Annotated in this window: 26 protein-coding genes, 1 tRNA gene and 7 pseudogenes; 14 read left to right on the top strand and 20 right to left on the bottom strand. The window is 55.0% G+C overall.

Features of this window, described 5'->3' with window-relative positions; translation table 11 throughout:
• Positions 1-36: 36 nt before the first annotated feature.
• Positions 37-927, bottom strand: a pseudogene (locus OA238_RS03580) (IS256-like element ISOan6 family transposase); the annotation flags it as partial.
• Between the two features lie 29 nt (positions 928-956).
• Complete coding sequence (locus tag OA238_RS03575) at positions 957-2,204, bottom strand: IS256-like element ISOan6 family transposase (RefSeq protein ID WP_015494114.1); 1,248 nt, start codon at positions 2,202-2,204, stop codon at positions 957-959.
• 522 nt (positions 2,205-2,726) lie between these two features.
• Here OA238_RS03575 and OA238_RS03570 point away from each other — a divergent pair.
• Positions 2,727-3,974: an IS256-like element ISOan6 family transposase gene (locus tag OA238_RS03570; RefSeq protein ID WP_015493820.1), complete on the top strand. Its 1,248-nt coding sequence runs from the start codon at positions 2,727-2,729 to the stop codon at positions 3,972-3,974.
• Between the two features lie 58 nt (positions 3,975-4,032).
• On the opposite strand, the gene OA238_RS03565 is transcribed toward OA238_RS03570, so the two are convergent.
• A complete protein-coding gene (locus OA238_RS03565) occupies positions 4,033-4,518 on the bottom strand; it encodes a site-specific integrase (protein WP_144055818.1) in 486 nt (161 codons plus the stop codon).
• A gap of 169 nt (positions 4,519-4,687) precedes the next feature.
• On the opposite strand from OA238_RS03565, the gene OA238_RS03560 reads away from it, so the two are divergent.
• Positions 4,688-5,755, top strand: coding sequence for an IS630 family transposase (locus OA238_RS03560; RefSeq protein ID WP_015493922.1), 1,068 nt, complete (start codon positions 4,688-4,690; stop codon positions 5,753-5,755).
• A 15-nt stretch (positions 5,756-5,770) separates the two neighbouring features.
• Here the strand turns inward: OA238_RS03560 and OA238_RS03555 are convergent, their stop codons facing one another.
• From OA238_RS03555 to OA238_RS03530, 6 genes and pseudogenes are all read right to left on the bottom strand, one after another.
• Positions 5,771-6,394: a DUF6538 domain-containing protein gene (locus OA238_RS03555; protein WP_044036229.1), complete on the bottom strand. Its 624-nt coding sequence runs from the start codon at positions 6,392-6,394 to the stop codon at positions 5,771-5,773.
• Positions 6,395-6,491: 97 nt separating this feature from the next.
• Positions 6,492-6,755: pseudogene (locus tag OA238_RS03550) on the bottom strand (winged helix DNA-binding protein); the annotation flags it as partial.
• Positions 6,756-6,791: 36 nt separating this feature from the next.
• Positions 6,792-7,859, bottom strand: a complete 1,068-nt coding sequence (locus tag OA238_RS03545; protein ID WP_015494112.1) for an IS630 family transposase — start codon at positions 7,857-7,859, stop codon at positions 6,792-6,794.
• Positions 7,860-7,950: 91 nt separating this feature from the next.
• Positions 7,951-8,202, bottom strand: a pseudogene (locus tag OA238_RS03540) (MarR family transcriptional regulator); the annotation flags it as partial.
• Between the two features lie 108 nt (positions 8,203-8,310).
• On the bottom strand, positions 8,311-8,586 hold the full coding sequence (locus OA238_RS03535) for a succinate dehydrogenase assembly factor 2 (RefSeq protein ID WP_044036225.1): 276 nt from the start codon (positions 8,584-8,586) through the stop codon (positions 8,311-8,313).
• A complete protein-coding gene (locus OA238_RS03530; protein WP_015494111.1) occupies positions 8,583-8,978 on the bottom strand; it encodes a helix-turn-helix domain-containing protein in 396 nt (131 codons plus the stop codon). Before OA238_RS03530 ends, OA238_RS03535 begins: the two co-directional genes overlap by 4 nt.
• Before the next feature lie 90 nt (positions 8,979-9,068).
• Between OA238_RS03530 and OA238_RS03525 the strand changes: the two genes are divergently transcribed.
• Complete coding sequence (locus OA238_RS03525) at positions 9,069-10,277, top strand: pyridoxal phosphate-dependent aminotransferase (protein WP_015494110.1); 1,209 nt, start codon at positions 9,069-9,071, stop codon at positions 10,275-10,277.
• Positions 10,278-10,330: 53 nt separating this feature from the next.
• Positions 10,331-10,747 carry a hypothetical protein gene (locus tag OA238_RS03520; protein WP_015494109.1) on the top strand — a complete coding sequence of 139 codons (417 nt, stop codon included), beginning with the start codon at positions 10,331-10,333 and terminating at the stop codon, positions 10,745-10,747.
• A gap of 102 nt (positions 10,748-10,849) precedes the next feature.
• On the opposite strand, the gene OA238_RS03515 is transcribed toward OA238_RS03520, so the two are convergent.
• On the bottom strand, positions 10,850-12,217 hold the full coding sequence (locus OA238_RS03515; RefSeq protein WP_044036222.1) for an MATE family efflux transporter: 1,368 nt from the start codon (positions 12,215-12,217) through the stop codon (positions 10,850-10,852).
• A 63-nt stretch (positions 12,218-12,280) separates the two neighbouring features.
• Between OA238_RS03515 and OA238_RS31385 the strand changes: the two genes are divergently transcribed.
• Positions 12,281-12,883 (top strand): DUF2461 domain-containing protein, encoded by a 603-nt coding sequence (locus tag OA238_RS31385; protein WP_051076373.1) that lies wholly within the window; start codon positions 12,281-12,283, stop codon positions 12,881-12,883.
• A 54-nt stretch (positions 12,884-12,937) separates the two neighbouring features.
• Here OA238_RS31385 and OA238_RS03505 read toward each other — a convergent pair whose 3' ends face one another.
• Entirely contained in the window at positions 12,938-14,071 is a 1,134-nt protein-coding gene (locus OA238_RS03505) for an aminotransferase class V-fold PLP-dependent enzyme (protein ID WP_015494107.1), read from the bottom strand.
• A 153-nt stretch (positions 14,072-14,224) separates the two neighbouring features.
• Between OA238_RS03505 and OA238_RS33460 the strand changes: the two genes are divergently transcribed.
• Both OA238_RS33460 and tnpC read left to right on the top strand, forming a co-directional pair.
• Complete coding sequence (locus OA238_RS33460) at positions 14,225-14,446, top strand: DUF6444 domain-containing protein (protein WP_015495645.1); 222 nt, start codon at positions 14,225-14,227, stop codon at positions 14,444-14,446.
• 15 nt (positions 14,447-14,461) lie between these two features.
• Positions 14,462-15,640, top strand: a pseudogene (tnpC, locus tag OA238_RS03500) (IS66 family transposase); the annotation flags it as partial.
• Positions 15,641-15,867: 227 nt separating this feature from the next.
• Here the strand turns inward: tnpC and OA238_RS03495 are convergent.
• Both OA238_RS03495 and OA238_RS03490 read right to left on the bottom strand, forming a co-directional pair.
• Positions 15,868-16,323, bottom strand: a complete 456-nt coding sequence (locus OA238_RS03495; RefSeq protein ID WP_015494105.1) for an Lrp/AsnC family transcriptional regulator — start codon at positions 16,321-16,323, stop codon at positions 15,868-15,870.
• The gene (locus tag OA238_RS03490) at positions 16,320-16,775 is read right to left on the bottom strand and encodes an Lrp/AsnC family transcriptional regulator (RefSeq protein ID WP_044036220.1); all 456 of its coding nucleotides are present in this window, start codon (positions 16,773-16,775) and stop codon (positions 16,320-16,322) included. The genes OA238_RS03495 and OA238_RS03490 overlap by 4 nt, the downstream gene beginning before the upstream one ends.
• A gap of 135 nt (positions 16,776-16,910) precedes the next feature.
• Between OA238_RS03490 and ilvC the strand changes: the two genes are divergently transcribed.
• The 3 genes from ilvC to OA238_RS03475 all read left to right on the top strand — a co-directional run bounded on the left by ilvC (position 16,911) and on the right by OA238_RS03475 (position 20,365).
• Positions 16,911-17,933, top strand: coding sequence for a ketol-acid reductoisomerase (ilvC, locus tag OA238_RS03485; protein ID WP_015494103.1), 1,023 nt, complete (start codon positions 16,911-16,913; stop codon positions 17,931-17,933).
• Between the two features lie 754 nt (positions 17,934-18,687).
• The gene (locus OA238_RS03480) at positions 18,688-18,903 is read left to right on the top strand and encodes a hypothetical protein (protein ID WP_044036219.1); all 216 of its coding nucleotides are present in this window, start codon (positions 18,688-18,690) and stop codon (positions 18,901-18,903) included.
• Positions 18,904-19,330: 427 nt separating this feature from the next.
• Complete coding sequence (locus tag OA238_RS03475) at positions 19,331-20,365, top strand: 5-oxoprolinase subunit C family protein (protein ID WP_245581433.1); 1,035 nt, start codon at positions 19,331-19,333, stop codon at positions 20,363-20,365.
• 2 nt (positions 20,366-20,367) lie between these two features.
• Here OA238_RS03475 and OA238_RS03470 read toward each other — a convergent pair whose 3' ends face one another.
• Together OA238_RS03470 and OA238_RS03465 are read right to left on the bottom strand one after the other, a co-directional pair.
• The gene (locus OA238_RS03470; RefSeq protein WP_015494101.1) at positions 20,368-21,027 is read right to left on the bottom strand and encodes a DUF2848 domain-containing protein; all 660 of its coding nucleotides are present in this window, start codon (positions 21,025-21,027) and stop codon (positions 20,368-20,370) included.
• Between the two features lie 128 nt (positions 21,028-21,155).
• Positions 21,156-21,731 (bottom strand): hypothetical protein, encoded by a 576-nt coding sequence (locus OA238_RS03465; RefSeq protein WP_015494100.1) that lies wholly within the window; start codon positions 21,729-21,731, stop codon positions 21,156-21,158.
• Between the two features lie 32 nt (positions 21,732-21,763).
• On the opposite strand from OA238_RS03465, the gene OA238_RS03460 reads away from it, so the two are divergent.
• From OA238_RS03460 to OA238_RS03450, 3 genes are read left to right on the top strand one after another with little or no spacing between them, the layout of a single operon-like run.
• On the top strand, positions 21,764-22,183 hold the full coding sequence (locus OA238_RS03460) for a transposase (protein ID WP_144055817.1): 420 nt from the start codon (positions 21,764-21,766) through the stop codon (positions 22,181-22,183).
• A complete protein-coding gene (gene tnpB / locus OA238_RS03455; protein WP_217591575.1) occupies positions 22,161-22,508 on the top strand; it encodes an IS66 family insertion sequence element accessory protein TnpB in 348 nt (115 codons plus the stop codon). The genes OA238_RS03460 and tnpB overlap by 23 nt, the downstream gene beginning before the upstream one ends.
• A gap of 12 nt (positions 22,509-22,520) precedes the next feature.
• A complete protein-coding gene (locus OA238_RS03450) occupies positions 22,521-22,997 on the top strand; it encodes an IS66 family transposase zinc-finger binding domain-containing protein (protein ID WP_015494097.1) in 477 nt (158 codons plus the stop codon).
• On the opposite strand, the gene OA238_RS34905 is transcribed toward OA238_RS03450, so the two are convergent.
• The 3 genes and pseudogenes from OA238_RS34905 to OA238_RS29640 all read right to left on the bottom strand — a co-directional run bounded on the left by OA238_RS34905 (position 22,951) and on the right by OA238_RS29640 (position 24,364).
• Entirely contained in the window at positions 22,951-23,343 is a 393-nt protein-coding gene (locus tag OA238_RS34905; RefSeq protein ID WP_420806477.1) for a Mu transposase domain-containing protein, read from the bottom strand. The two genes, OA238_RS03450 and OA238_RS34905, sit on opposite strands and share 47 nt — an antisense overlap.
• Positions 23,319-23,558, bottom strand: a pseudogene (locus OA238_RS03445) (IS3 family transposase); the annotation flags it as partial. The gene OA238_RS34905 and the pseudogene OA238_RS03445, both read right to left, overlap by 25 nt.
• A gap of 11 nt (positions 23,559-23,569) precedes the next feature.
• Positions 23,570-24,364: pseudogene (locus OA238_RS29640) on the bottom strand (IS5 family transposase).
• A gap of 95 nt (positions 24,365-24,459) precedes the next feature.
• On the opposite strand from OA238_RS29640, the pseudogene OA238_RS34900 reads away from it, so the two are divergent.
• Positions 24,460-24,795: pseudogene (locus OA238_RS34900) on the top strand (helix-turn-helix transcriptional regulator); the annotation flags it as partial.
• Positions 24,796-24,873: 78 nt separating this feature from the next.
• On the opposite strand, the gene OA238_RS03435 reads toward OA238_RS34900, so the two are convergent.
• Both OA238_RS03435 and OA238_RS34415 read right to left on the bottom strand, forming a co-directional pair.
• A tRNA-Leu gene (locus OA238_RS03435) sits at positions 24,874-24,960 on the bottom strand.
• A gap of 150 nt (positions 24,961-25,110) precedes the next feature.
• Complete coding sequence (locus OA238_RS34415) at positions 25,111-25,233, bottom strand: hypothetical protein (protein ID WP_275450490.1); 123 nt, start codon at positions 25,231-25,233, stop codon at positions 25,111-25,113.
• Positions 25,234-25,334 lie beyond the last annotated feature (101 nt).

The raw sequence follows: 25,334 nt of genomic DNA, 5'->3' as shown, positions 1-25,334 counted from the left end.
GAGTTATTGTCAAATCTGGTGTTTGAGTATTGTTGGTCATGCGGTGATCTGGTCGGGGTTTGTGGTTTCGATTCCGTCTTTGAACGTGACGCCTGTGATGACTTTTGCGAGGTAGTCAAAGCCGCGTAGCTTCCTCCAATTTTGCTCAGCACATTGCCCCAGTTTGAACATCATGTGCAGCATGCCATCGCGTGACAGGCAGCCCTTTGAACGCTTGGTACGATGCCGGATCGTCGCGAAGGCCGATTCAATTGGATTGCTAGTGCGGATGCTTTGCCAATGCTGCGCCGGGAAGTCGAAGAATGCCATGAGTTCCTCACGATCTTTTTGCAGGCATAGTGTGGCCTTGGGATATTTGGGTTCGTAGGTTTTGATGAACAGATCGAACGCCTTTTCTGCATCGACTTTGGTCTCGGCCTGCCAGATGTCGTGCAGCGCGGCCTTGGCTTTTGGCTGAGACAGCTTGGGTAAACAATTGAGCACGTTCATCGTTTTGTGCTGCCAACAGCGTTGATGGCGGGTCTCAGGATAGACTTCGTCCATGGCCGCCCAAAACCCCATGGCACCGTCCCCGATGGCCAGTTTGGGCGCATTCATGCCTCGGCTTTTGAGGTTAAGCAGAACCTCGCGCCAGCTCTGCGTGGACTCGCGCACCCCATCCTCAATTGCCAGAAATCGCTTCTTGCCACGGGCAGTTACCCCAATAATAACAAGGGCACAGAGCTTGTCATCCTCGCCCCGAAGGCCGCTGTGAACGCCGTCGGCCCAGATATAGACGATGGGCTCGTCATCTAACTCAGCGCCTTTCCAAGCCTCGTATTCATTGGCCCAATCGCGTTTTAAACGCGAAACCGTATTAGCCGACAAGCCAACGGCATCTGGGCCCAGAAGAACCTTGAGGGCGGGAGCCATCTCGCCGCGAGTTATTGTCAAATCTGGTGTTTGAGTATTGTTGGTCATGCGGTGATCTGGTCGGGGTTTGTGGTTTCGATTCCGTCTTTGAACGTGACGCCTGTGATGACTTTTGCGAGGTAGTCAAAGCCGCGTAGCTTCCTCCAATTTTGCTCAGCACATTGCCCCAGTTTGAACATCATGTGCAGCATGCCATCGCGTGACAGGCAGCCCTTTGAACGCTTGGTACGATGCCGGATCGTCGCGAAGGCCGATTCAATTGGATTGCTAGTGCGGATGCTTTGCCAATGCTGCGCCGGGAAGTCGAAGAATGCCATGAGTTCCTCACGATCTTTTTGCAGGCATAGTGTGGCCTTGGGATATTTGGGTTCGTAGGTTTTGATGAACAGATCGAACGCCTTTTCTGCATCGACTTTGGTCTCGGCCTGCCAGATGTCGTGCAGCGCGGCCTTGGCTTTTGGCTGAGACAGCTTGGGTAAACAATTGAGCACGTTCATCGTTTTGTGTTGCCAACAGCGTTGATGGCGGGTCTCAGGATAGACTTCGTCCATGGCCGCCCAAAACCCCATGGCACCGTCCCCGATGGCCAGTTTGGGCGCATTCATGCCTCGGCTTTTGAGGTTAAGCAGAACCTCGCGCCAGCTCTGCGTGGACTCGCGCACCCCATCCTCAATTGCCAGAAATCGCTTCTTGCCACGGGCAGTTACCCCAATAATAACAAGGGCACAGAGCTTGTCATCCTCGCCCCGAAGGCCGCTGTGAACGCCGTCGGCCCAGATATAGACGATGGGCTCGTCATCTAACTCAGCGCCTTTCCAAGCCTCGTATTCATTGGCCCAATCGCGTTTTAAACGCGAAACCGTATTAGCCGACAAGCCAACGGCATCTGGGCCCAGAAGAACCTTGAGGGCGGGAGCCATCTCGCCGCTGGAGATCCCTTTGAGGTAAAGCCATGGCAAGGCCGCTTCCAGCGTCTTCGTGCGACGCACATAGGGCGGCACCAGGGCAGACCGGAATGTCACCGGTGTGCCGTCCTTGGACCGAACCTTTGGAATGCGCACGCTCACAGGGCCAATGCCCGTTTGAAACGGGCGGGCCGGATGATGTCCATTACGCACGACTGCCGCGTGACCGGCATCGGTGCGTAAGCCGGTAAATTGCGCCAAATAACTGACAAGCTCAGCCTCAACTGCTGTCGCGATCAATTGTTGTGCTCCCGTTTTCAGCAACTCCGTCAACGCGTCCGTCATCTCGTCTCGACGCGCAAAATCAACAATGTTAGTAGTTCCCATGGTGGTGTATCTCCTTTGGTTGGGCTGCTGTCTTCCAACAACAATTCAACCAGATACGCCGCCAACCTTCAAACCACTCAAACACCAGATTCAGTCATAGCTCCAGATCGAGTATGACAAGTAAAAATGCGCTGGGCTTTGTAGGATTAGACACCTGAAGCCCAGCGCAAATAGGCTGTTAGGTGATCTCTGTGTCGATTTGCTGCCACTGGGTGGTTAAATGCACTGAGGTCGCTGTGCGGCGCCGAATCGCCCCCTAAGAAGGCTCTAACCACTGATGGCCTACCTTCGAAAGCCAATCATACCTGACCTCAAGGCTCGGCCCCTTACCATAAGTCCCAGCTACATCACCTGACGAATGACCCGTAATATAATTGTTTACTTCAGCGGGTGCTCCAGCGTCACGCAGCAAGTCTTTCGAGCTATGACTGAATCTGGTGTTTGAGTGGTTTGAAGGTTGGCGGCGTATCTGGTTGAATTGTTGTTGGAAGACAGCAGCCCAACCAAAGGAGATACACCACCATGGGAACTACTAACATTGTTGATTTTGCGCGTCGAGACGAGATGACGGACGCGTTGACGGAGTTGCTGAAAACGGGAGCACAACAATTGATCGCGACAGCAGTTGAGGCTGAGCTTGTCAGTTATTTGGCGCAATTTACCGGCTTACGCACCGATGCCGGTCACGCGGCAGTCGTGCGTAATGGACATCATCCGGCCCGCCCGTTTCAAACGGGCATTGGCCCTGTGAGCGTGCGCATTCCAAAGGTTCGGTCCAAGGACGGCACACCGGTGACATTCCGGTCTGCCCTGGTGCCGCCCTATGTGCGCCGCACGAAGACGCTGGAAGCGGCCTTGCCATGGCTTTACCTCAAAGGGATCTCCAGCGGCGAGATGGCTCCCGCCCTCAAGGTTCTTCTGGGCCCAGATGCCGTTGGCTTGTCGGCTAATACGGTTTCGCGTTTAAAACGCGATTGGGCCAATGAATACGAGGCTTGGAAAGGCGCTGAGTTAGATGACGAGCCCATCGTCTATATCTGGGCCGACGGCGTTCACAGCGGCCTTCGGGGCGAGGATGACAAGCTCTGTGCCCTTGTTATTATTGGGGTAACTGCCCGTGGCAAGAAGCGATTTCTGGCAATTGAGGATGGGGTGCGCGAGTCCACGCAGAGCTGGCGCGAGGTTCTGCTTAACCTCAAAAGCCGAGGCATGAATGCGCCCAAACTGACCATCGGGGACGGTGCCATGGGGTTTTGGGCGGCCATGGACGAAGTCTATCCTGAGACCCGCCATCAACGCTGTTGGCAACACAAAACGATGAACGTGCTCAATTGTTTACCCAAGCTGTCTCAGCCAAAAGCCAAGGCCGCGCTGCACGACATCTGGCAGGCCGAGACCAAAGTCGATGCAGAAAAGGCGTTCGATCTGTTCATCAAAACCTACGAACCCAAATACCCCAAGGCCACACTATGCCTGCAAAAAGATCGTGAGGAACTCATGGCATTCTTCGACTTCCCGGCGCAGCATTGGCAAAGCATCCGCACTAGCAATCCAATTGAATCGGCCTTCGCGACGATCCGGCATCGTACCAAGCGTTCAAAGGGCTGCCTGTCACGCGATGGCATGCTGCACATGATGTTCAAACTGGGGCAATGTGCTGAGCAAAATTGGAGGAAGCTACGCGGCTTTGACTACCTCGCAAAAGTCATCACAGGCGTCACGTTCAAAGACGGAATCGAAACCACAAACCCCGACCAGATCACCGCATGACCAACAATACTCAAACACCAGATGTGACAATAACTCGCAAGTCTTTCAAGGTGCCGCGTTAACTATGATTCACAAGATGAGGGTCTTCGGTGATGTTCCTAATATATTCCATGCATAAAATTGAGGCTGATGAAGTCTTCCCTTGCGCGTTCAGTTTGTAATCAAAGATTCTACCATCTGAAGGTCGCAACATCTTACGCAACACTGGCACCACTGGTACCTTACGTCTTGAACCAAGAGTCTTTATCTTCATGTCGGCCCGAGTCAGGTCAAAATATGCGATGTCACCTTCTACTTTGTAATCCTGCCATTCTAACAATGCCGCCTCATCAAGACGCATACCTGTTGTGATAAGAGTAGCCATTAACAAGTATTCTCTGGATGGAATGTCTTGCGCAAAGATTTGGGTCAGTTGCGGCTTCGTAAATGGTTTCCAATGCTCAACGCCGCCCCCGTAGCCACGAAGATTCAAACCTACAGTCGGACTATGGTCGATATGTCCCTTTTTTTCTGCTTGAAGGAATACCTTTGAGAGACGGCTCATACGCCCCTTAATAGTATTATTTGCAAAGCCCTGTTCTACCAGCCAATCAGCGTAGTCATAGAGATGAATTTTCCTTATATACTCCTGCGCCTGAATTGACCTGACGATTTTGGGCCTGCGATTCACTTCGTCGCATGGCCAAAGGCGGTTCAGTCTGTATTTTGAGTTTATGAGCAAGCAATACAAAACAGTCTCCTTATCCGACGAGCAGCGCATAGCACTTGAAGCGCTTTGCCGCCGCCGCAAAGTTGACGCCCTTGTTTGGAAACGGGCGCGCGCGTTTCTTCTTTTGGACGCAGGAGAAGACGCCGGAACGGTTTGCCGGATTTTGGATATTGGCCCGACAGTTTTGACGGAGTGGCGATTTGCCTTTGCCGGTGCGGGACTATCGTTTTTCGGTCTGAAGGACTACAGCCAGCGTCAGGGTCATTTGTCCGTCGTGCAAGAGCAGGCGGTGAGAGCCCATTTCACCGCGCAGCCTGCCCGCAATGCCGATGAGGTCTGTGCCTATGTTCTAGCCGAGTGCGACCAAAACTACAGCACGTCGGGAGCCGCCAAGCTGATGCGCCGCCTGGGGTTCGCGTATAAGAAACCACAATTGCTGCCTGCACAGGCCGATGAAGCCAAGCAGGCTGCGTTTATTGCCAAATATGAGGCCCTGATGAACGGGTTGGCCGCAGATGAGATGGTTGTCTTTTCGGACGCTGTCCACCCCGAACACCAGAGCCGCCCCGCCCATGGTTGGTTCCCCAAGGGACAAAAGACGGCCCTGAAGGCGACATCAGGGCGCAAGCGGCTCAACATTCAGGGCGCGCTTGACCTTGAGACTTTCCAGTTCACCTTTGTGGAAGGCGAGAAGATCAATGCCCAGACAACCCGACAGATGCTGGAAAAGTTGGAACGCAACAACCAAACCAAGACGGCCATCCACGTCTTTGTCGACAATGCCCGCTATCATCATGCCAAGATACTACAGCCATGGCTGGACAGCCCAGAACGTCGGGTGAAGTTGCATTTCTTGCCAGCATATGCCCCGCACCTCAACCCGATCGAGCGTCTTTGGGGTGTTATGCACAAATGGGTCACCCACAATCGGCACTATGCAACGTTCAACCAATTCACAGAGGCCATTTTCGACTTCTTCCGCAAGACCCTGCCAGAAAAATGGCCAGAGTTCCGCGACACCGTCACCGACAACTTCCGCGTCATATCGCTCAAGGAATACAAAGTGATTTGAGGGGAAAACCTCAGGTCAATTCAGGCGCGGGAGTATACTATCAATCAAAAGGTTTGGGCAAAGGCCATCAAATTCGCTGACTGCGAGTCTCGTGTTCGACAACAGAGAACCCGCCAAATCGCCCTTATTCATCCAAACCTGAGCTACATCCATGAATTTTGGGACGGCTGGAGCTTTTGTTTCTAGAATCTCTGCTTTCTCTAGTGTTTTCAGAAACTTCTGGGCAGCGTCGAACTTGGGTCCAATCTCAGTGACCTCCCACTGCCTTGCCTGCAACTCTACTGCGTCTAAGTGTTGGGAAACATACGCCTCAAGGTCTAAGTCTTCTGTTTCAAGCCAATCTGCTACACTGGGAAAAATTTGAGGCAATAATTCTGTTGGCGTAGAGACTGCGGCGAACGCTTTCAGAGCTTCCTTAAGTTTATTCGGTCTAGCACCGTCAAACTGCTCATAGATACCTTCTACTTTTTGATGTTGGCGCCTAGCAGCTTCTGACCTGTCACTTGTTCCAGTGCTGACTCTGACTTGGATGCGATTATTGAATGCTGGCCGCAGACCCACAGGAACCGTCACAGAAACATACCACTTGCCCTTTATTAAGCTCAAAGTAGAGGCTGGATAGTTCCGGATAGTGTCCATCGTAGTGTCCTAAATAGTGTCCATCTTAGTGTCAGCGTCATCTAAAAGCGCAATGAATACAATACATAAAGGACTTAGGCAACCACACGGGACTTAACTAGTAGATATAGCGGATCTGATCGGTCCAATAGCGTTCCACGCGACGCAAGGCCGCCGCAATTTCATCCAAACTGTTCATATCTATAACGCCCTTGGCTTGCAGCCCTGTCGCGTGGCCCTCAAACAAGCGCACCACCACATCGCGGACCGCGCGGCCTTGCTCTGTCAGACGAACACGCACGGATCGGCGGTCAATCTCACATCGCTGGTGGTGCATGTAGTCCATCTCAACCAATTTTTTTAGGTTGTAACTGACATTGCTATACTCCCGCGCCTGAATTGACCTGAGGTTTTCCCCTCAAATCACTTTGTATTCCTTGAGCGATATGACGCGGAAGTTGTCGGTGACGGTGTCGCGGAACTCTGGCCATTTTTCTGGCAGGGTCTTGCGGAAGAAGTCGAAAATGGCCTCTGTGAATTGGTTGAACGTTGCATAGTGCCGATTGTGGGTGACCCATTTGTGCATAACACCCCAAAGACGCTCGATCGGGTTGAGGTGCGGGGCATATGCTGGCAAGAAATGCAACTTCACCCGACGTTCTGGGCTGTCCAGCCATGGCTGTAGTATCTTGGCATGATGATAGCGGGCATTGTCGACAAAGACGTGGATGGCCGTCTTGGTTTGGTTGTTGCGTTCCAACTTTTCCAGCATCTGTCGGGTTGTCTGGGCATTGATCTTCTCGCCTTCCACAAAGGTGAACTGGAAAGTCTCAAGGTCAAGCGCGCCCTGAATGTTGAGCCGCTTGCGCCCTGATGTCGCCTTCAGGGCCGTCTTTTGTCCCTTGGGGAACCAACCATGGGCGGGGCGGCTCTGGTGTTCGGGGTGGACAGCGTCCGAAAAGACAACCATCTCATCTGCGGCCAACCCGTTCATCAGGGCCTCATATTTGGCAATAAACGCAGCCTGCTTGGCTTCATCGGCCTGTGCAGGCAGCAATTGTGGTTTCTTATACGCGAACCCCAGGCGGCGCATCAGCTTGGCGGCTCCCGACGTGCTGTAGTTTTGGTCGCACTCGGCTAGAACATAGGCACAGACCTCATCGGCATTGCGGGCAGGCTGCGCGGTGAAATGGGCTCTCACCGCCTGCTCTTGCACGACGGACAAATGACCCTGACGCTGGCTGTAGTCCTTCAGACCGAAAAACGATAGTCCCGCACCGGCAAAGGCAAATCGCCACTCCGTCAAAACTGTCGGGCCAATATCCAAAATCCGGCAAACCGTTCCGGCGTCTTCTCCTGCGTCCCAAAGAAGAAACGCGCGCGCCCGTTTCCAAACAAGGGCGTCAACTTTGCGGCGGCGGCAAAGCGCTTCAAGTGCTATGCGCTGCTCGTCGGATAAGGAGACTGTTTTGTATTGCTTGCTCATAAACTCAAAATACAGACTGAACCGCCTTTGGCCATGCGACGAAGTGAATCGCAGGCCCAAAATCGTCAGGTCAATTCAGGCGCAGAAGTATACCTTGATAATATCCACGGCTTTTCAACTCTCCAGCGGTCACTTCGTTGTCCCCAATATTGAACAAAAGCAACGCCTGAACCGCGTTGATTTCCAGTACGCCGACGCGTTCAAATTCATCCTTGATGACATCAAGCAACAACCGATGTAGGCGTTCAACCAGCGTCAGCGCATCCAGATAGATGGTCATAAATTCAGTGTTGGCGCCCAGTGGCGGGCGTTCGTCTTGTGTTGGCAGCGAATGCAGGCTCATAAATCTCTCCGTCCCGAAGGTTTTCTGATTATTTCCACGACCCGCTTGCCACGCCACTGGCAAACATTCCGTTAAATCGTGAAAAAATTATCAGAAACGAAGATGCACTTATGCTGTCGGTTTTGTTATCCCGACAGCGCCTTCACGGATCATGTCCATCAACCCACTATATTCAGGCGGTTCATCAGACTGGCCGCTAACCCATTGATATAGATCATGATCGTTTTCGTTTAGCATTCGATCATAGACGGCCAACTGCGCTGCACCCAACTGCGCTAAATGCGCCTTTGAAAAGCCCGTAAGGATCAAGTCCATTTCTTTAATACCGCGCCGGATTGATCGCATATGCAACCGTTTGCGCATCACATCAAGAGGTTCGCTCATGCTGTCCCCATCATTTGCAGTCGCTTTTCTAGCAACGCAAGCCGCTCGGTCGACTGTTTCATCTGCGCCCGCACGGCGCGAAGTTCCGTCAATATTGCAGAAAGATCCGATGCGATTGGCGCGTTTTCGTCAGGCGCCAAAAGCCCCTCACCCTCAGCCGTCAACAACCACCTCAGCGACACCCCAAGAATGCCGGATAGAATACTCAATCGGTTGGCGCGCGGCTCGCTCAGATCCTCTTCCCAGTTGCGTAGGGTGCTCACCTTGATGCCCACGCGCTGCGCGAGTTCTTTTTGTGTGAGCTGCGCGACGTCACGGGCAGCCGCCAAACGGTCCCCGAAGGTCGCAGTTTCCTCACTGTACCAGTTTTGGGTCGTAGTTTCGTTTTCCATCGCCGTCTCCAGTGCGTCTAAGGTCTGTTGCCGTTCGCTCTTTCGACCCATATGACATGGGCGATGAATTTTTCCTAGACGAGGCCGACCATGTCCTTTCTCTCCGCGACACTAAAGCGCGTTAAACCCTCCCCGACGATCGCAGTGACCACCAAGGCGCAGGAACTAAAAGCTGCGGGGCGCGACGTCATCGGCCTTGGCGCCGGAGAGCCCGATTTTGATACGCCTGACAATATCAAGACGGCGGGCATTGCGGCGATCAACAGCGGAAAGACCAAATATACCGCCGTGGATGGCATCCCCGAGCTGAAGAAAGCGATCTGTGCCAAATTCGCGCGCGACAACGACCTTACCTATTGCCCCGACCAAGTGACCGTCGGCACAGGTGGCAAACAAGTTCTTTATAATGCGTTCATGGCGACGCTGAACGCGGGCGATGAGGTTATCATCCCCGCGCCCTATTGGGTCAGCTACCCTGATATGGTTCTGCTGTCTGGCGGCGAACCAGTGTTCGTTGAGGCCACGCTTGAGGCGGGTTTTAAAATCACAGCCGCCCAACTTGAGGCCGCGATTACGCCAAAGACCAAGTGGTTTCTGTTCAACTCACCCTCCAACCCTACGGGGGCGGGATATAGTTGGAACGAGCTGAACGCGTTGACAGATGTGTTGCTGCGCCACCCGCATGTCTGGGTGCTAACTGATGATATGTATGAACACCTGTCCTATGGCGATTTCAAATTCTGCACGCCCGCACAGGTCGAACCGCAGCTTTATGACCGCACACTGACCATGAACGGTGTGTCAAAGGCCTACGCGATGACGGGCTGGCGCATCGGCTATGCTGCGGGTCCAAGAGACCTGATCGGGGCGATCCGCAAAGTGCAAAGCCAAAGCACATCTAACCCCTGTTCCATTAGCCAATGGGCGGCGGTCGAAGCCCTGAACGGCCCACAGGATTTCATCACGCCCAACAACGCGATGTTCATCCACCGCCGCGATCTGGTGGTATCCATGCTGAACGACGCGACGGGCATCGTCTGTCCCAAGCCAGAAGGTGCGTTCTACGTCTATCCCAGCATTGCAGGCTGCATCGGCAAAACCACGCCAGCGGGCACCAAAATTACTAACGATGAGGACTTCGCCACGGCCCTGCTGGAAGAAACCGGCGTCGCGGTCGTCTTCGGCGCGGCATTTGGCCTTTCGCCAAATTTCCGCGTCAGTTACGCTACATCAGATGATGCGCTAAAAGAAGCCTGCACACGCATCCAAACCTTCTGTGCCGGTCTCAGCATAGGCTAGCGACAAACGATTGGCGCTGTTAGACTGCGCATAGAAAGTGAGTAGGTGACACAATGGGCGCAGATCTTCCCGACTATTATTTCCGGGTCCGTGAAAACGGGGCGGCGGTGTTCCGTGTAGACACCGAAAACCGCCAGCGCCGCATTGAGATGGATCAAATCGCGGTTATCAACATCAAGAACGGCGAAGTGAAGCCGCAAGGCGACCGCGTCCTCTCAGAGGTCGACATCTCCCAGATCGAGGCTTGGATGGCGCAGCGTATGGCCCTGCTGGCCCAACGCGACATCGACGATATCCACCGCGCTGTCGATTACCTCAACATCACGACGCAATGGGTGCAATCAAAAGCCAGCGACGAACAATTGATCGGCATCACAGACGATCTGTTGCTGGCGATGCATGACCTGCGTTCACTGCTCGTGCGCAAGAAAGCTGACCGCCTCATGAGTGGGCAGGACGCCGCTGAATAGCGCGCCGCAAATTCTTCTCTTCACCCCGTCATTGCTTTAAAAATATCTCGGGGGAGCGTACGCAGTGCGCGGGGGCTGGCCCCCTCCTTTTTGCGCCTTTCGCTAGCTGGCCACACCCACGCGCGCGATGTGCACAGACCGTGCCCAGAACCGTTGGCTCAGTAGAGCCGCCGCAACTCCGAGCCCGACAGTCAGACCCAGCCAGAGACCCACAGGCCCCCAATCAAATGTAAACGCCATCACATAGCTTGCCGGAATTCCAATCACCCAATAGCTGACGATGGCCAACCACATGGGCACCCGCGTGTCCTGCACGCCGCGCAGCACTGACAGGGCGACGATCTGGGCGGCGTCCACAAACTGGAACAGCGCTGACAGCATCACCAAGACCACGCCAAGAGCCAGCACCGCATCGCGTGCGGGATCCCCAGGGTCAAGAAACAAACCGACAAATACGCCCGGCATCGCAAGATACAAGATCACGACGATCACCCCAAAGCTGAGCGATACGCCGTAAGCTGCAAACGCGCCACGACGCAGTTCGACCTCATCGCGCGCCCCAAATTGGCGGCTGGCGCGGATCGTTGCAGCTTCTGACATGCCAACGTGAAACATGAACATAAACGCAGTCAGCTGCATTGCGATCCCGTGCGCGGCGAGTTCAATCTCCCCGATCCAGCCCATCATCACCGATGAGCCGACGAACAACCCGCCCTCGGCGAACGACGTCAGGCCGATTGGCAGGCCAAGACGGAACACCTGCCCCATCGCCTCATTGTCTGATTTCCAAATGCGGAGGAACAGTTCAGCTTCGGGCTTCTTCCACTGCACGTAAAGCATCAGCGCGATCATCTGCAAAATCTGGATAACGACAGACGCGATCGCCGCACCCTCGATCCCCAGTTCCGGCGCGCCCAGATTGCCGAAGATCAGCGCGTAATTCACCAGCCCGTTCGCAGCCAATGCCACCAGCGTGATCCAAAGCTGAATGGCCGTCAGCTCCATCGCCCCAAGATAAGACCGCATGACCTGCGCGCCCATCGCAGGGAACATGCCAAGCACCGCGATGCGCAGATAGAAACCACCTTGCGTCGCCACCGACGCTTCTTGCCCCATCGCCAGAAGTACCGCTTCGCCGTACATAAACGGAACAATCAGCAACACCGCATATATCGCCGATAACCACAGCGCCATGCGGGTGACGCGACGCGCGCGGGTTTCATCGCCCATCTCGACCGCCTCAGCGACCATGGGCGTCACAGCACGGCCAAAACCTGCGCCAATGATAAAAGTGATAAACCACACCCCCGTTGCGACCGTGGCCGCCGCCAAGGACGTGACTGAATACCACCCGAGCATGATGGTATCCGTCATGTGGATCGAAAAGCCCGCAACATTGGCGCCAACCAAAGGCAGGCCCAATTTCAGCAACCGTTTGGTATGCGTGCTATATGACATCTGTGTGGACATCTGGTTGGCATATGCCCAAACTTTACGCGGGTCTAGCCACAGACCATCAGTGTAGGGGTCATCATGTTCAGCACACTCATCTCTGACGCCGAAACGTTTCTGCGCGACCTTGCCCTGAACAACACGCGCGATTGGTTTCACGCCCATAAAACCGACTACGACACCAAATTGCGCGACCCCGCCAAAGCGTTGCTTGAAGAAATGTCGCCGCGACTTAGCACGCTCACAGGTTGCCCGATTTCGACAAAACTGTTTCGCCCGCACCGTGACGTGCGGTTTTCTAAGGATAAAACGCCCTACACCACGCATCTGCACATGATGTGGTCGGTGCAATCGGGCACCCGCCAGGACCCCGTGCTATTCTTTGGTATCAACCCGAGCGAAGTCACGGTCGGCACAGGCATGATGGAATTCAGCAAAGACGTGCTCACCGATTGGCGCAAAATGGCGGATTTGGACGGGGATTATCTGGCCAGTCAGATCAAGTCCGTCACCGACAAGGGCTACTCTTTGTGGGATCCGAAACTCAAACGTGTGCCGCCTCCCTTTGACAATGACCATATGCACGGTGATTTGTTGCGCCACAAAGGGCTGGTTGCAACAGGCCACCCAATCCTATCGGGTGACCTTGTATCTGACCTCGACACGGCGTTTGCGGACCTGTGACCAGTGTCGGATATGCTGATCGGTGTGGCTGAAACGCCGACACTTTAGGTCAGCTTACAGAACCTGATCCGCCACATCCGTGAACTGCTTTAGCGTTGCATCCACGTCGCGCAGTTTATCAATTCCGAACAGTCCAATGCGGAACGTGCGAAAATCAGCAGGTTCATCCACAGCCAACGGCACGCCCGCCGCAATCTGCATGCCTGCGCCCACAAACTTGGACCCGTTCTGGATGTCGGGATCATCGGTATAGCTCACAATGACACCCGGTGCGCCAAAGCCGTCAGCGGCAACCGGTTTCATACCCTTGCCAATCAAATAGGCCCGCACGCCGTCGCCCAGTTTCCACTGCGCCGCGCGCAAAGTGATGAACCCCATTTCCGCAGTTTCCTGCATTGTATCGCGGAAATCGCGCAGCGCGTCAGTGGGCATCGTCGCGTGATAGGCATGACCGCCATTCAAATAGGCCTGCATGATCTGGTGCCATTTCTTGAGGTCGATAGCGAAACTGTTGGACGTCGTCGCCTCCAACCGCTCCAACGCGCGCGCCGACATCATCACAAGGCCCGCAGACGGGCTCGACGACCAGCCCTTTTGCGGCGCTGAGATCAGCACATCCACGCCCGTCGCTTTCATATCAACCCAAGCGCAGCCAGACGCGATACAATCCAGCACCATAAGCGCGCCGACCTCATGGGCGGCGGCGGCCAGCGCTGTCACGTAGTCATCCGGCAGAATAATCCCTGCGCTGGTTTCAACGTGGGGCGCGAACACGACGTCGGGCTTGGCGTCACGGATTGCGGCAACGACGTCGGCAATCGGGGCTGGGGCAAACGGTGCGCGACTGTCATTTCCGGTCTGGCGCGCTTTGTGGACTGTGGTCTGCGCCGCAAAATCGCCAGCGTCGAAAATCTGGCTCCACCGATAGGAAAACCAGCCATTGCGCACGATCATCGCATGGGCACCGCCGCCAAACTGGCGCGCGACGGCCTCCATCGCATAGGTTCCGCCACCCGGTACAATTGCCACGGCGTCAGCGTTATAAACGTCGCACAACATCGTGTTGAGATCGCGCATAACGCCCTGAAATAACTTCGACATATGGTTGAGAGATCGATCCGTGAACACGACGGAAAATTCCATCAGCCCATCAGGGTCGACACTGGAGGGATTGGCGGCCGTTGACATTTATTCATCCTTAATCGTAACTCCCAAGCACCCCAGCCGATAACGGGTTTTTGTCAGTTTTGATGTGAGTCTCCTTGGTTATTAGGCGCATGAATTTTCTGTTGTGGTCTGAATTTCGTGGCGCTGTGACGATTTCTCTGAATCATTGGTGGAATGGACCAAGTTACTGCTCTTGAACAACTCCTCGCCACGGCTCTGCGCAGGATCGCCGAGTTGGAAGCCGCGTTGGCGAGCATGGCGCAAGAGAATGCGGATCTGCGGCGTCAGTTGGCCAAGAACAGCAGTAATAGCAGCAAGCCGCCTTCGAGTGATGGGTTGAAGAAGCCGGTACCGCGTAGCCTGCGTGGTAAGTCCGGTAAGAAAAGTGGTGGTTAAGTTGGCCACCGAGGTGACACCCTACGTCAGACAGCAACGCCTGACTTTGTGGAGCGACATGAGGCTGAGGCCTGTGGCACCTGTCAGCATGGCTTGACGGCTGGGATGATCAAGGCGGTGGAGAGGCGTCAGGTTTATGACATACCGGTGCCGCGTCTGGAGGTCACAGAGCATCAGGCAGCGATTTATTGTTGTGGCCATTGCCGAGCCACGACGACAGCCACCTTTCCCGATGGCGTGAATGCACACGTGCAATACGGTAAGCGCATTCGGGCGGCGGCGGTCTACTGCAATGTTCAGCAGCTGATCCCCGAGGATCGGGTCTGCCAACTCCTGCGTGATTTGTTTGGTGCCACCAGCCTATGCGCGGCCAGCGTGACCAACTGGGTGAACGGCACAGCGCGTACCTTGGGTGGCGTCGTCGAACACATTCTGGCCCGGCTCAATGAAGGCGGCGTTCGGCATCTGGATGAGACCGGACTTCGTGTTGCTGGTAAGCTGCACTGGCTGCACTCAATCAGCGATCTCGCCTTCACGCATTATCGCATCAGCGCCAAGCGCGGTGCTGTTCCATCCTTCCTGACCGGCGGGACAATTGTTCATGACCACTGGAAGTCCTATTACGCCCATATGAGTGGGGTGGACGCGCACGCCCTGTGCGGGGCGCATCATTTACGGGAACTCAAGGCCATCGAAGAAATCGAAAAGGAGCCGTGGGCGTGCGCGATGAGCGTGCTGCTCAACAGCGCCAATCAGCTCAAGTGCGCGGCTCAGGGGCGAGGCGAGACCGAACTCCCCACGTCGGTTCACCACGGCATCCTCACCAAATACATGGCGATCCTCACCGAGGGCCTCGCCTTCCATGAGCGACAAGACCCACTGGCTAGACGCACTGGTGCGCGAGGCCGAAAAGCCAGGCGGCCAGGCCATAACCTTCTGGTCCGCTTGCGCGACTACCGTGATGACGTCCTAAGGTTCCTTACGGACTTCACAGTTCCCTTCACCAACAATCAGGCCGAACGGGACCTGCGCATGATGAAGTTGCGCATGAAAATCTCGGGAACTTTCCGCACCCTCGAGGGCGCGCAGGTCTTCGCTGACATCAGATCCGTCATCTCGACGGTCAGAAAACACGGGGGCAATATCCTCGAAACACTCACCCTATCACCACAACAGATCATCGCTCGGCTCTAACGTCGCAAGGGCAACACAAAACCCGATATCCGATGGGGTCCTTGGGAGTTACCCTTAATCTGTGCTTACCCGTCATATGGCTTAGTGGCATCAGGATCAAAGTCTATCTCAGTATACCACGCAAGCGATGCGCACGCTGGTTGTGCCGCCCCAGCTATATGCAAGGCCACACGTGCCGCACGACGCCAATCCACAGCAGTGAAGTAGCGCCCTGTTTCTTTGGCGCGTCACAATGGCCCCGGCCTGCGTTCCTCGCTCAGCAATACATTCGCTTCAACATCGCCGACACCGGGCAATGTCATCACACGGCGGCGCAGAACCCGTTCGAAATCTGCCAAATCCCGTGCAACGACCCGCAGGCGATAGTCGTAAAGTCCCAGCACATGCTCCACCAACTGCACCTCGGGGATCGCCGTCACCGCGCGTTCAAAGTCATCCAATGAAACGCGCCCCTTGGTGGCCAGTTTGATGCCCAAAAAGACCGTCACACCAAAGCCCAGTTTGGCCGCGTCCAAAGACACCCGCTGTCCCACCAATATTCCCGCGTCGCGCAACCGTTTGATACGGCGCCACGTTGCGGGCTGGCTCAGGCCGATGCGCCCACTAATGGCGACTGCTGTTTGGGTCGCATCGCGCACCAACGCGCGCAAAATCGCGCGATCTATGTCGTCCAGATCAATCATAGCGGCAGGCTTTCATCATCGCGCAACGTCGCCACCGTCATCAATGCTTCGATATCGGCCATGTGCGGCAAGGCGAGGATTTGATTACGGTAAATCTGTTGGTAATGCGCCATATCACGCGCAATCACGCAAAGGCGCACATCGACACGGCCCAAAAATGTCTGAATTTCCGTGACTTCCGCAATGCCGCGCGCCGCATCCAGAAATTCGTCGAGCGCGCGGGCGTGGGTCTTGTCCAGCGTGATGCGCAATGAAACCGCGACCACATAGCCCAACGCGCGCCAATCGATCACCGCATGCTGTCCTTTTAGAATGCCACGCTCAATCAATCTCCCCAACCGTCGCGTCGCCTTGAGCGCGGACACACCCGCCTGTTGGCCCAACTCGGCGGCGGTCAAGGTTGGTTCGGCCTGCAATTGGCGCAGCAAACGGCGATCCAGATCATCAAGCATGAAATATCCATAAATTGTACAATTTATGCATAAAAAATTCATCTTAGCAAAGAAATGGAAAAGAACAGGCCTCGTATCGCGTTCTAATGTCAGCCATAAGAACGCCAACTCTAACCGCAACAAAGGAATACCCCCATGCGCGTTTATTATGACCGTGACTGCGATGTGAACCTCATCAAAGACATGAAAGTCGCCATTCTCGGCTATGGCTCACAGGGCCACGCCCACGCTTTGAACCTGCGCGACTCTGGTGCGAAGAACATTGTCGTCGCCCTGCGCGACGGTTCTGCCACCACGAAAAAGTGCGAAGCCGAGGGCCTGAAGGTTATGGGCATCGCAGAAGCTGCGGCCTGGGCTGACCTGATCATGTTCACCATGCCCGATGAACTTCAGGCAGAGACATATAAAAAATACGTCCACGACAACATCAAACCCGGTGCAGCAATTGCGTTTGCCCACGGTCTGAATGTCCACTTCGGTCTGATCGAGCCTAAAGAAGGCATCGACGTCATCATGATGGCGCCAAAGGGCCCAGGCCACACGGTTCGCGGAGAATACACCAAAGGTGGCGGAGTGCCCTGCCTGATCGCGGTCGACAAAGACGCATCCGGCAAAGCACATGAGATTGGCCTGTCCTATTGCTCCGCCATCGGCGGCGGTCGGTCCGGCATTATCGAAACCAACTTCCGTCAGGAATGTGAAACCGACCTGTTTGGCGAACAAGCGGTTCTGTGTGGTGGTGTTGTTGAGCTGATCCGAATGGGCTTTGAGACATTGGTCGAAGCAGGCTACGAGCCAGAAATGGCCTATTTCGAATGTTTGCACGAAGTGAAACTGATCGTGGACCTGATCTATGAAGGCGGCATCGCCAATATGGATTATTCAATTTCCAACACTGCGGAATACGGCCAATACGTCTCCGGTCCGCGTATCCTGCCCTACGTCGAAACCAAGGCCCGCATGAAGGCGGTTCTGGACGACATTCAGTCCGGCAAATTCGTGCGGGATTTCATGCTGGAAAACGCGGTTGGCCAGCCAACGATCAAAGCAGCGCGCCGCGCCAACGACGAACACCAGATCGAACAGGTCGGCGGCAAGCTGCGCGACATGATGCCGTGGATTTCCGCCGGTAAAATGGTCGATAAAGCTAAAAACTAAGCGACACTGTTTGGGGCGGATCCACGCGTGTGGGTTCGCCCCTATACCACCAAGGCGTGCATTGCAGTTCCATTCTGCAAATTGCGGACTATCTAATAAACGACAATTTTATTAGATAAAATGTCTGGCCGTTGCATCAACACGCCACAGGCACGGTCTACCTTGCGTTGAATTCCTCAGCCCTGAGTAGAAAGTAAAATCCGAATGTTAGTTAACCTTCAAGTCGTTGGACTATTTTATAACGCATCCATTACAGTCACTGAAGACAACCCGACCGTGAAATCGCTGATGGATGCCGCAATTGTATAGCCTAACCCCACCGGCAGCGTGAATGGCGCCGCTGCCTTTAACTACGGCACGCACTTCGACAGCCCCAGCGCTACTCCAACAATGTCGATGATGACCAACTTATCGCGAACATTTTAAATCACGCGTATTGAGCCATAATTACCCCGAGGGGCTTTACTCCCTCAAAGAAAGCTTCGGTAGCCGGTGGATCTGGGCGTCTCTGAAGCGCTGGGTGGGTTTCATGGGGCATGGCCATGCATCATTGCCACGAATGGCAGCACTGCATCCGTGAAGCCTAAAAAGTAACCAGAACAAAAATGGAATGCGGACGCATCAGCGGCATTCATGCAAATGCTGCATGACAGCATTGTCGAAAGGGTCATTGTGCAACTGCAGCATTATCATACATATTAATCACAATTAAACTACAAAAAATGCTCCAATAACTAAAGAGGTCGGCAACGTCATGACAACATTAACAACAACAGTCTTTGCCCGCACATCACTGAGAGATCGTTTTGAGACAATCCGCACGCAGATGGCTAAAAATGCTTCCAAGCGTAAGGTCTATCTCACCACACTATCCGAACTGGAGCGGACGTCCGCACGTGACCTGCAAAATCTCGGAATTGCCCCTTCATCGATCCGCCAGATTGCCCACAAGGCCGCTTACGGTTTTTAGGACTTAAAGGCTGGATCTACCCCCGCCTCACTCGAACATTCAGATCTTGTTAAGACCGACGCAAAACCTCTTTCCTGAAGCAATGCTTCAAACACCAGTTTCGGAACCGCTCACCTACTCCCGAGTGGAACTGAATATGCCGCTGCCGGAGCTCACCTCCTCCCGAGCAATGTCAGCGTAGACGCGCCTTGCTTCTTCTCCTCCCGAGACGCACCGAGGCGCGTATATATAAGAACGGTCATGTTCACCTCCTCCCGAGCATGACCGTTTTTTTGTCTTGAAAGGCAACAGGGTTTTCATCGGTTTAAGCTCGGTTGTTTGTCGCGCCAGACACGCCAAGCTTTGTGCCCCTGAAGCATTTTCACCTAATCTGCCAGAATTAAGGACCAAAACGAAAGACTTTCCCAAATTTACAGTGGTATCGCACATGAAAACTAACGCCTTGGACAAGGGGGCGATCATGGGTGAAGCTGCCTTTTCAGTGTCTTTTGCGGGTCCATTGGTCACGTTTCAGGACGCAGGCCGCGCCGGCAATATGCGCTATGGTGTCGCGGCCTCTGGTCCGATGGACCGATTGGCATTTGAGGCGGCCCACGCCGCTCTTGGCAACGCGCAGGTGTTGACGGCAATCGAGATTTCCGTCGGTGGCCTGATCCTCAACTGCACACAGGGCTCTGTGACCATCGCCATTACTGGCGGGGATTTCGTCGTCGAACACGCCGGACAAAAGACAAGATCGTGGACAGTCCTTACTATCCGCAAGGGCGATAGACTGTCGATCAGCGCGGGCAAGGCGGGCAGTTGGGCCTATCTCGCATTTGCCGCAAAGATCGAGACGCCCAATTGGCTTGGCAGTCAGGCAACACATTCAACCTCTGGTTTCGGGGGTGGGGCTCTGCAAACGGGGCAAACAATCACCCTGTCGGATACGGCGATCCGTGATGATCGATTGGGCGAGATAGCACAGCCAATTTCCCCTTCTAAAGGACCCGTCCGCGTCGTCACCGGACCCCAAGACCAGCATTTCACAAAAGGATCAGTCGAGCGGTTTGTCACCAGCACATTCAAGGTTACCGATGCCTATGACAGGATGGGGATGCGATTGAGCGGTCCACTCTTGGACCTTGACGGGGCTTTGTCCATCCCGTCGGAACCAATCGTGCGCGGGTCGGTTCAAGTGTCAGGGGATGGCATTGCAACTGTGTTGTTGGCGGATCATCAAACCACAGGGGGGTACCCCAAAATCGCCACCGTAATCTCTTGTGATACCGACAGATTGGCACAGTTTCGCGCGGGCGAGGCAGTGCGGTTTACACCGATAAACAGTGCGCAAGCCATCGGCGATGTGCGTAAATTTTTTGCGCAAAAGGCCACATACCTTGAAGACATCGCCGTGGCGCGCGGATCATTGGCGACGCGCTTGATGCGTGAAAACCTGATCCATGGGTGCGTCTACGACTAGCGCTAGGAAATGATCGGCAGGGCCACAACGACATAAGATAACGCGATTGCCTTGCCATTCGTCGGGTCCGATACCTCCATCCGGTATCTGCCAGCGGGACGCACGCCACCGATTGCTGCAAACGTTCCGCACAGCATCGCCGTTCCGTCTGTGAAACCAGCCCCGTCGCATAGTTGCGCCAGTGGACGAATACCAGCCAATGTGCCGTCCTGATACAGTACCTCGCGCCCGTCTTCTTCTATCCAGCACCGTAGGGTGATGTCATCAAGGTGATCCTTGATCGCTTCAAAGTCCCAAAGATCCGTCGAAACGGGTTTGGCACAGGCCTGCTTGGACGCCGCGACCGAATGACGTTCCAAATCGCGGTCCGTGTGATCTGACGCCAAGCCAAAATATGTCCTACCTTTCGCCTGAACTAGTAATGGCTCAACTTCGCCCGATGTGCCGTGGCCCAAGACGTCGATGCTTTCGGCCTGTGTCAAAAGGGTCTGTGAGACGCGATAGTACAGGGGAACCTGACTTGGGGGGGCGATGCCGATTGCTGCCAATTCATCGATATGATGTTGGACCGCAGCCATATTGCGTCCCGTCCAACCGGCTAAGACAACCGCAGAGATCTCCAGATCAATGCGCGAATTATCAAAACTGAATGCAACATTCATGCTCTTTTGTCCCTTCCCTACTTACAAGCCCAACCATTACACCGGATTGTGGGATCGTTTCAATTGCGATGCTGCTATCATCCACTTCCAAGGTTGGCCCCCACCATGCGGCAGGGGCCACTTTGTTGTTATGGAAGTTTCATTTCGCTATAGTCGCCCCGCACAAAGAGTGTGATGGTCACGGTTGCCTCTGTGCGATTGCGCCAGAACCAGCCGTGGTTGCCGTTAAATGCAGCCGTCAGCGTGCCGGTCTGATCTGCAACGCCACGTCCTTTCTCATAGCTGATGCTGCTGTCACCGTCGCCATGGGTGTCATAGGCCACCACCGAACCATTCGCGGTCCAATAAAACTCAGCGACCGCCCCTGCCACCATGACCAGCTTCACCTCAACGCCCTCGGTCGGTGCAAGCGTATAGCTGACCTCGTCCCGCCAAACCGGTGCGACTGTTTCTGTCACGTCGGGCACAGTCTGTGGCGTTGGGATAATGACTTGTTCGGGAGCATTGGCGACCGGCTCTGGCGGCGGTGCGGCAGCCAGCTGGTCAACCTCCACCGCTGGGGCCATCGCTGTAAGCTGTCCCTCAATCGCGTCCTGACGTGATGCCGGATCAGGTTCGGGGGTGGCGAGCGCAGTTGTGGTCTGTGAAGCGGCGAGTTCGTCAGCTTCCGCCTCGGCGTAGAGCTGCTGCTTGATCTCTCCCATTTGCGTCAGGCCAAGGACGCTTCCTACACCGGTTGGATCGGAGCCGTATTCTGCTGGGGTGCCGCCGCTGGCCGGAAGAGGTGAAGGCGCGGATTGTGGCTGAGACGCTTGTTGAGGGCGCGACGGTTAACGCCGTAGCACGGCAGTACTGGATGCGGCCAAATCACTTGTCAGAGTGGCGTCGGATGGCCCGCGAGGGCAAATTGGTTCTGCCGAACCTTGATGGTGTCTCCTTTGTCCCTGTTGCCATTGAGGAACCCGTCGTTTTGGCGGATGTGCCTGAGGACGCCGTTGTCACGCTCGATTTGATCAAGGGGATGTGGTTGTTCGTCTTGCAGCGAACACGCCTGAAGTACGTATCGCTGAACTCGTGTCGGCGCTGTCATCCACCCGTCGCATGGCGTGCAAATCTTTGTGGCGACCAAACCGGTGGACTTCCGGAAAGGACATGAAGGTCTGGCCGCTTTGGTGCAGAGCCATTTTCAGAAGAAGCCGTCTGATGGCGCGGTCTATGTGTTCCGCGCCAAACGGGCAGACCGGCTCAAGATGATCTGGTGGGATGGCACGGGGCTGGTCATGGCCTACAAGCGTCTGGAGCAAAATGCGTTCAAATGGCCCGCTATTCGGGACGGCGTTTTGCGGCTGGACCCGGCGCAATTTGAAGCGTTGTTTGCGGGAATGGACTGGCGTCGCGTGACTGCGTTGGAGACCCGTCCGCCAGCTGCGGCAGAATGGCTCGGAGTGCGTTTTGGACAGGCACATAAGCCCATTTTTTGATAGCTGACGGGCATGACTTCCCCCACTGATCTTTCTACAGATGTCGCTACTTTGCAGGCGCTTTTGATTGCCTCCGAAGAGCGAAATCTACGCAAAGAGGATCGCATCATCCGGCTGGAAAAGCAGTTGCCTGACTTCAAGCGCGCGCTCTATGGCGCGAAGTCCGAGAAGGGCCACCCCGACCAGTATCACCTTGCGCTGCAAGATATCGAGACGGCCATGGCTATCGTAAATGCTGAGGACGAGGCGGTTGATCCGCCAAACACTACAGGTGCATCAAAGCCACGCGCAGGTCGCGGCGTCCTGCCAAAACATTTGCCGCGCATCGAAAAGGTGATCGTGCCCGATGATATGACCCGTGATTGCGGTTCGGAGCGCCACATCATCGGGGAAGATATCAGTGAACGGCTGGACATCGTGCCCGCGCAGTTCCGCGTGATTGTCACGCGCCGTCCCAAGTATGCCTGCCGATCCTGTGAGGCGGTATAATCCAAGCACCAGCCAAACCAAGCCTGATCGAAGGCGGTATGTCGACAGATCCACATTGGCGTTCTGGGTCGGGAAGGATGCCCATGACGCGTTGCCACTTAAAATATACCTCTACGGTGCGTGCGGTGATCCGGGCCCACAATTCCTGCTTCAGTAACTGGTGTGGCACTGAGTAATAATGGCGGCCAATATCGACGTGGTAATCAAGGCCAGCACGGCACTGCTTCCACTCGGCATAAACGTATGAGGCAGCGGGCAGCGGCTTGAGTGCGGGGCAATTCAAGCGCTCAAACAGTTCTTGGCGATAGGCACTGAGATGGCGAGATACCTTGCCATTCCAGCCCATTTTTGATTGGTTCCATCCGCTGAGAAGTCCTGATCCAGCAGATTGGGCGCGATGTTGAACGTGTGATTACTATCCGTCGTTGTCTTATATTTTTGGGTTCTGATGATCTTGATACCATTCTCACCCATCAAACGACCTACACGCCGGTGCCCGACATTCAGCCCCAACTCTTGCAACTCTTCGGTCATACGGGGGCGGCCATAGCTTTGCAGACTAGGATCAGGACTCATAACCAGAATATGACGGTTGCGGCGAGAGCGATTGCGGAGAGGAAGACTGTTGGTGATCTGTCGTAGCGAGTTGCGACGCGCCGCCAATCTTTGAGCCTTCCGAACATTCTCTCGATACGGTTGCGTCGTTTGTAACGGCGCTTGTCGTATTTAACGGCCTTCTTGCGTGACTTGCGCCCGGGGATGCAGGGCTTTGTGCCCCTGTCTACAAGGGTTTCGCGGAACCAGTCAGCATCATATCCTCTGTCAGCAAGGAGCCACTCGGCTTCAGGCAGGCCATTCATTAGGGCAGCAGCGCCAGTATGATCGCTCACCTGACCTGCAGTGATAAACAAGCGGACCGGGCGACCGTTGGTATCTGTAACCGCATGCAACTTTGTGTTCATGCCGCCCTTGGTCAGCCCGATCAGGCGTCCACACCCCCTTTTTTAACCGCAGGCTGGAGGCCGTACGATGTGCTTTGAGGTAGGTGGCATCCACTGCCCGGCAGTCGAAACGCAGTTTCGATGAGAGGGGATCGAGATGGTCTTGTTATCGGGAGCCTGCTCGGCCAGCCCCATCAAGATCCGGGCAAACACGCCCATGTCACTCCAGCGCTTCCAGCGATTGTACAGCGTCTTTGGCGGCCCATATTCCGCAGGAGCATCACACCACCGTAAGCCATTGCGATTAATGAAAATAATACCACTCAGGACACGACGATCATCAACACGCGCACGGCCTCGGGCCTTCGGAAAGTAAGGCCGCAGACGCTCCATCTGTGCCTCACTCAGCCAATATAGATTGCTCATCATATCCCCCTACAATTGAGGACTTTGAATCACCACAACGCGACAAACTCAATCAGTTAATGGGTCCTGACCCTAACTCCTAACTCCTAACTCCTGAAGACGTCGCCGCGCGGCTTCGTATCTCAAAGCGCCAGATCCACAACCTGATCAATGACGGACATTTTCCACCGCCAATGAAGATCGGGAGATTGAACCGTTGGAGAGCCCTCGATGCCGAAAACTACGTTGATGCGCTGGCCATGGCGGTCGATGCATCAACGATTGAGGTGGCCCGACATAACACAGAAAATCCCAGTGATAGTCCGCATTTTGCAGGCTCAAACCGTTTTCGGAGTTCACAGGTCCACGCTATATCGATGGGCCAAGAGTCAGCACATCACGATCCATCGCCGTGGAGCAATGTCATTTGTCGATCCGAGCGAGGTTTATAACTTCATTATGAACGGGGAGGGGACCCAGTGGGGGCCAGCCCCCAAAAGGACAAAATTCATGAATGATATCAATGAAAGTGGTGCGGTCGGGGGGACTCGAACCCCCACGAATGTTACTTCACAGCGACCTCAACGCTGCGCGTCTACCAATTCCGCCACGACCGCAGGTCTGAAAGCGTTAGAAGCACTTAGCGAAGCGTTGCCGCCACCTCAAGCGCAAAATCTGCAAAATTGGACGATTGCTGGCGCACGCCTACCTGCCCAGTGCGGCGGGCCTTTGCGCCAACGTGCTGCGCCCTGCCCGTGCAGCTGCGATCAAGGCCACAGTGGCGACCCGATCACGATCCGGCCAAGGCTATCACTGCCGCCGAAAACCGCTTCGTTGGTGCGGCGATGCGGCGAGAAGTTAGCCAACCCCGCTGGGATCAGACCAAACAAATACAGCCGCCACCTCATCGCCTTATGGGCGCGAACTCGGCCTGCGCGGACTTGTCGGATACCGTGCTACAACACCAGTACGCCAGAAACGCGAACCCGAG

This window comes from Octadecabacter arcticus 238 (assembly GCF_000155735.2).
Taxonomy (GTDB): domain Bacteria; phylum Pseudomonadota; class Alphaproteobacteria; order Rhodobacterales; family Rhodobacteraceae; genus Octadecabacter; species Octadecabacter arcticus.
This window is presented reverse-complemented; position numbering and strand designations above follow the sequence as displayed.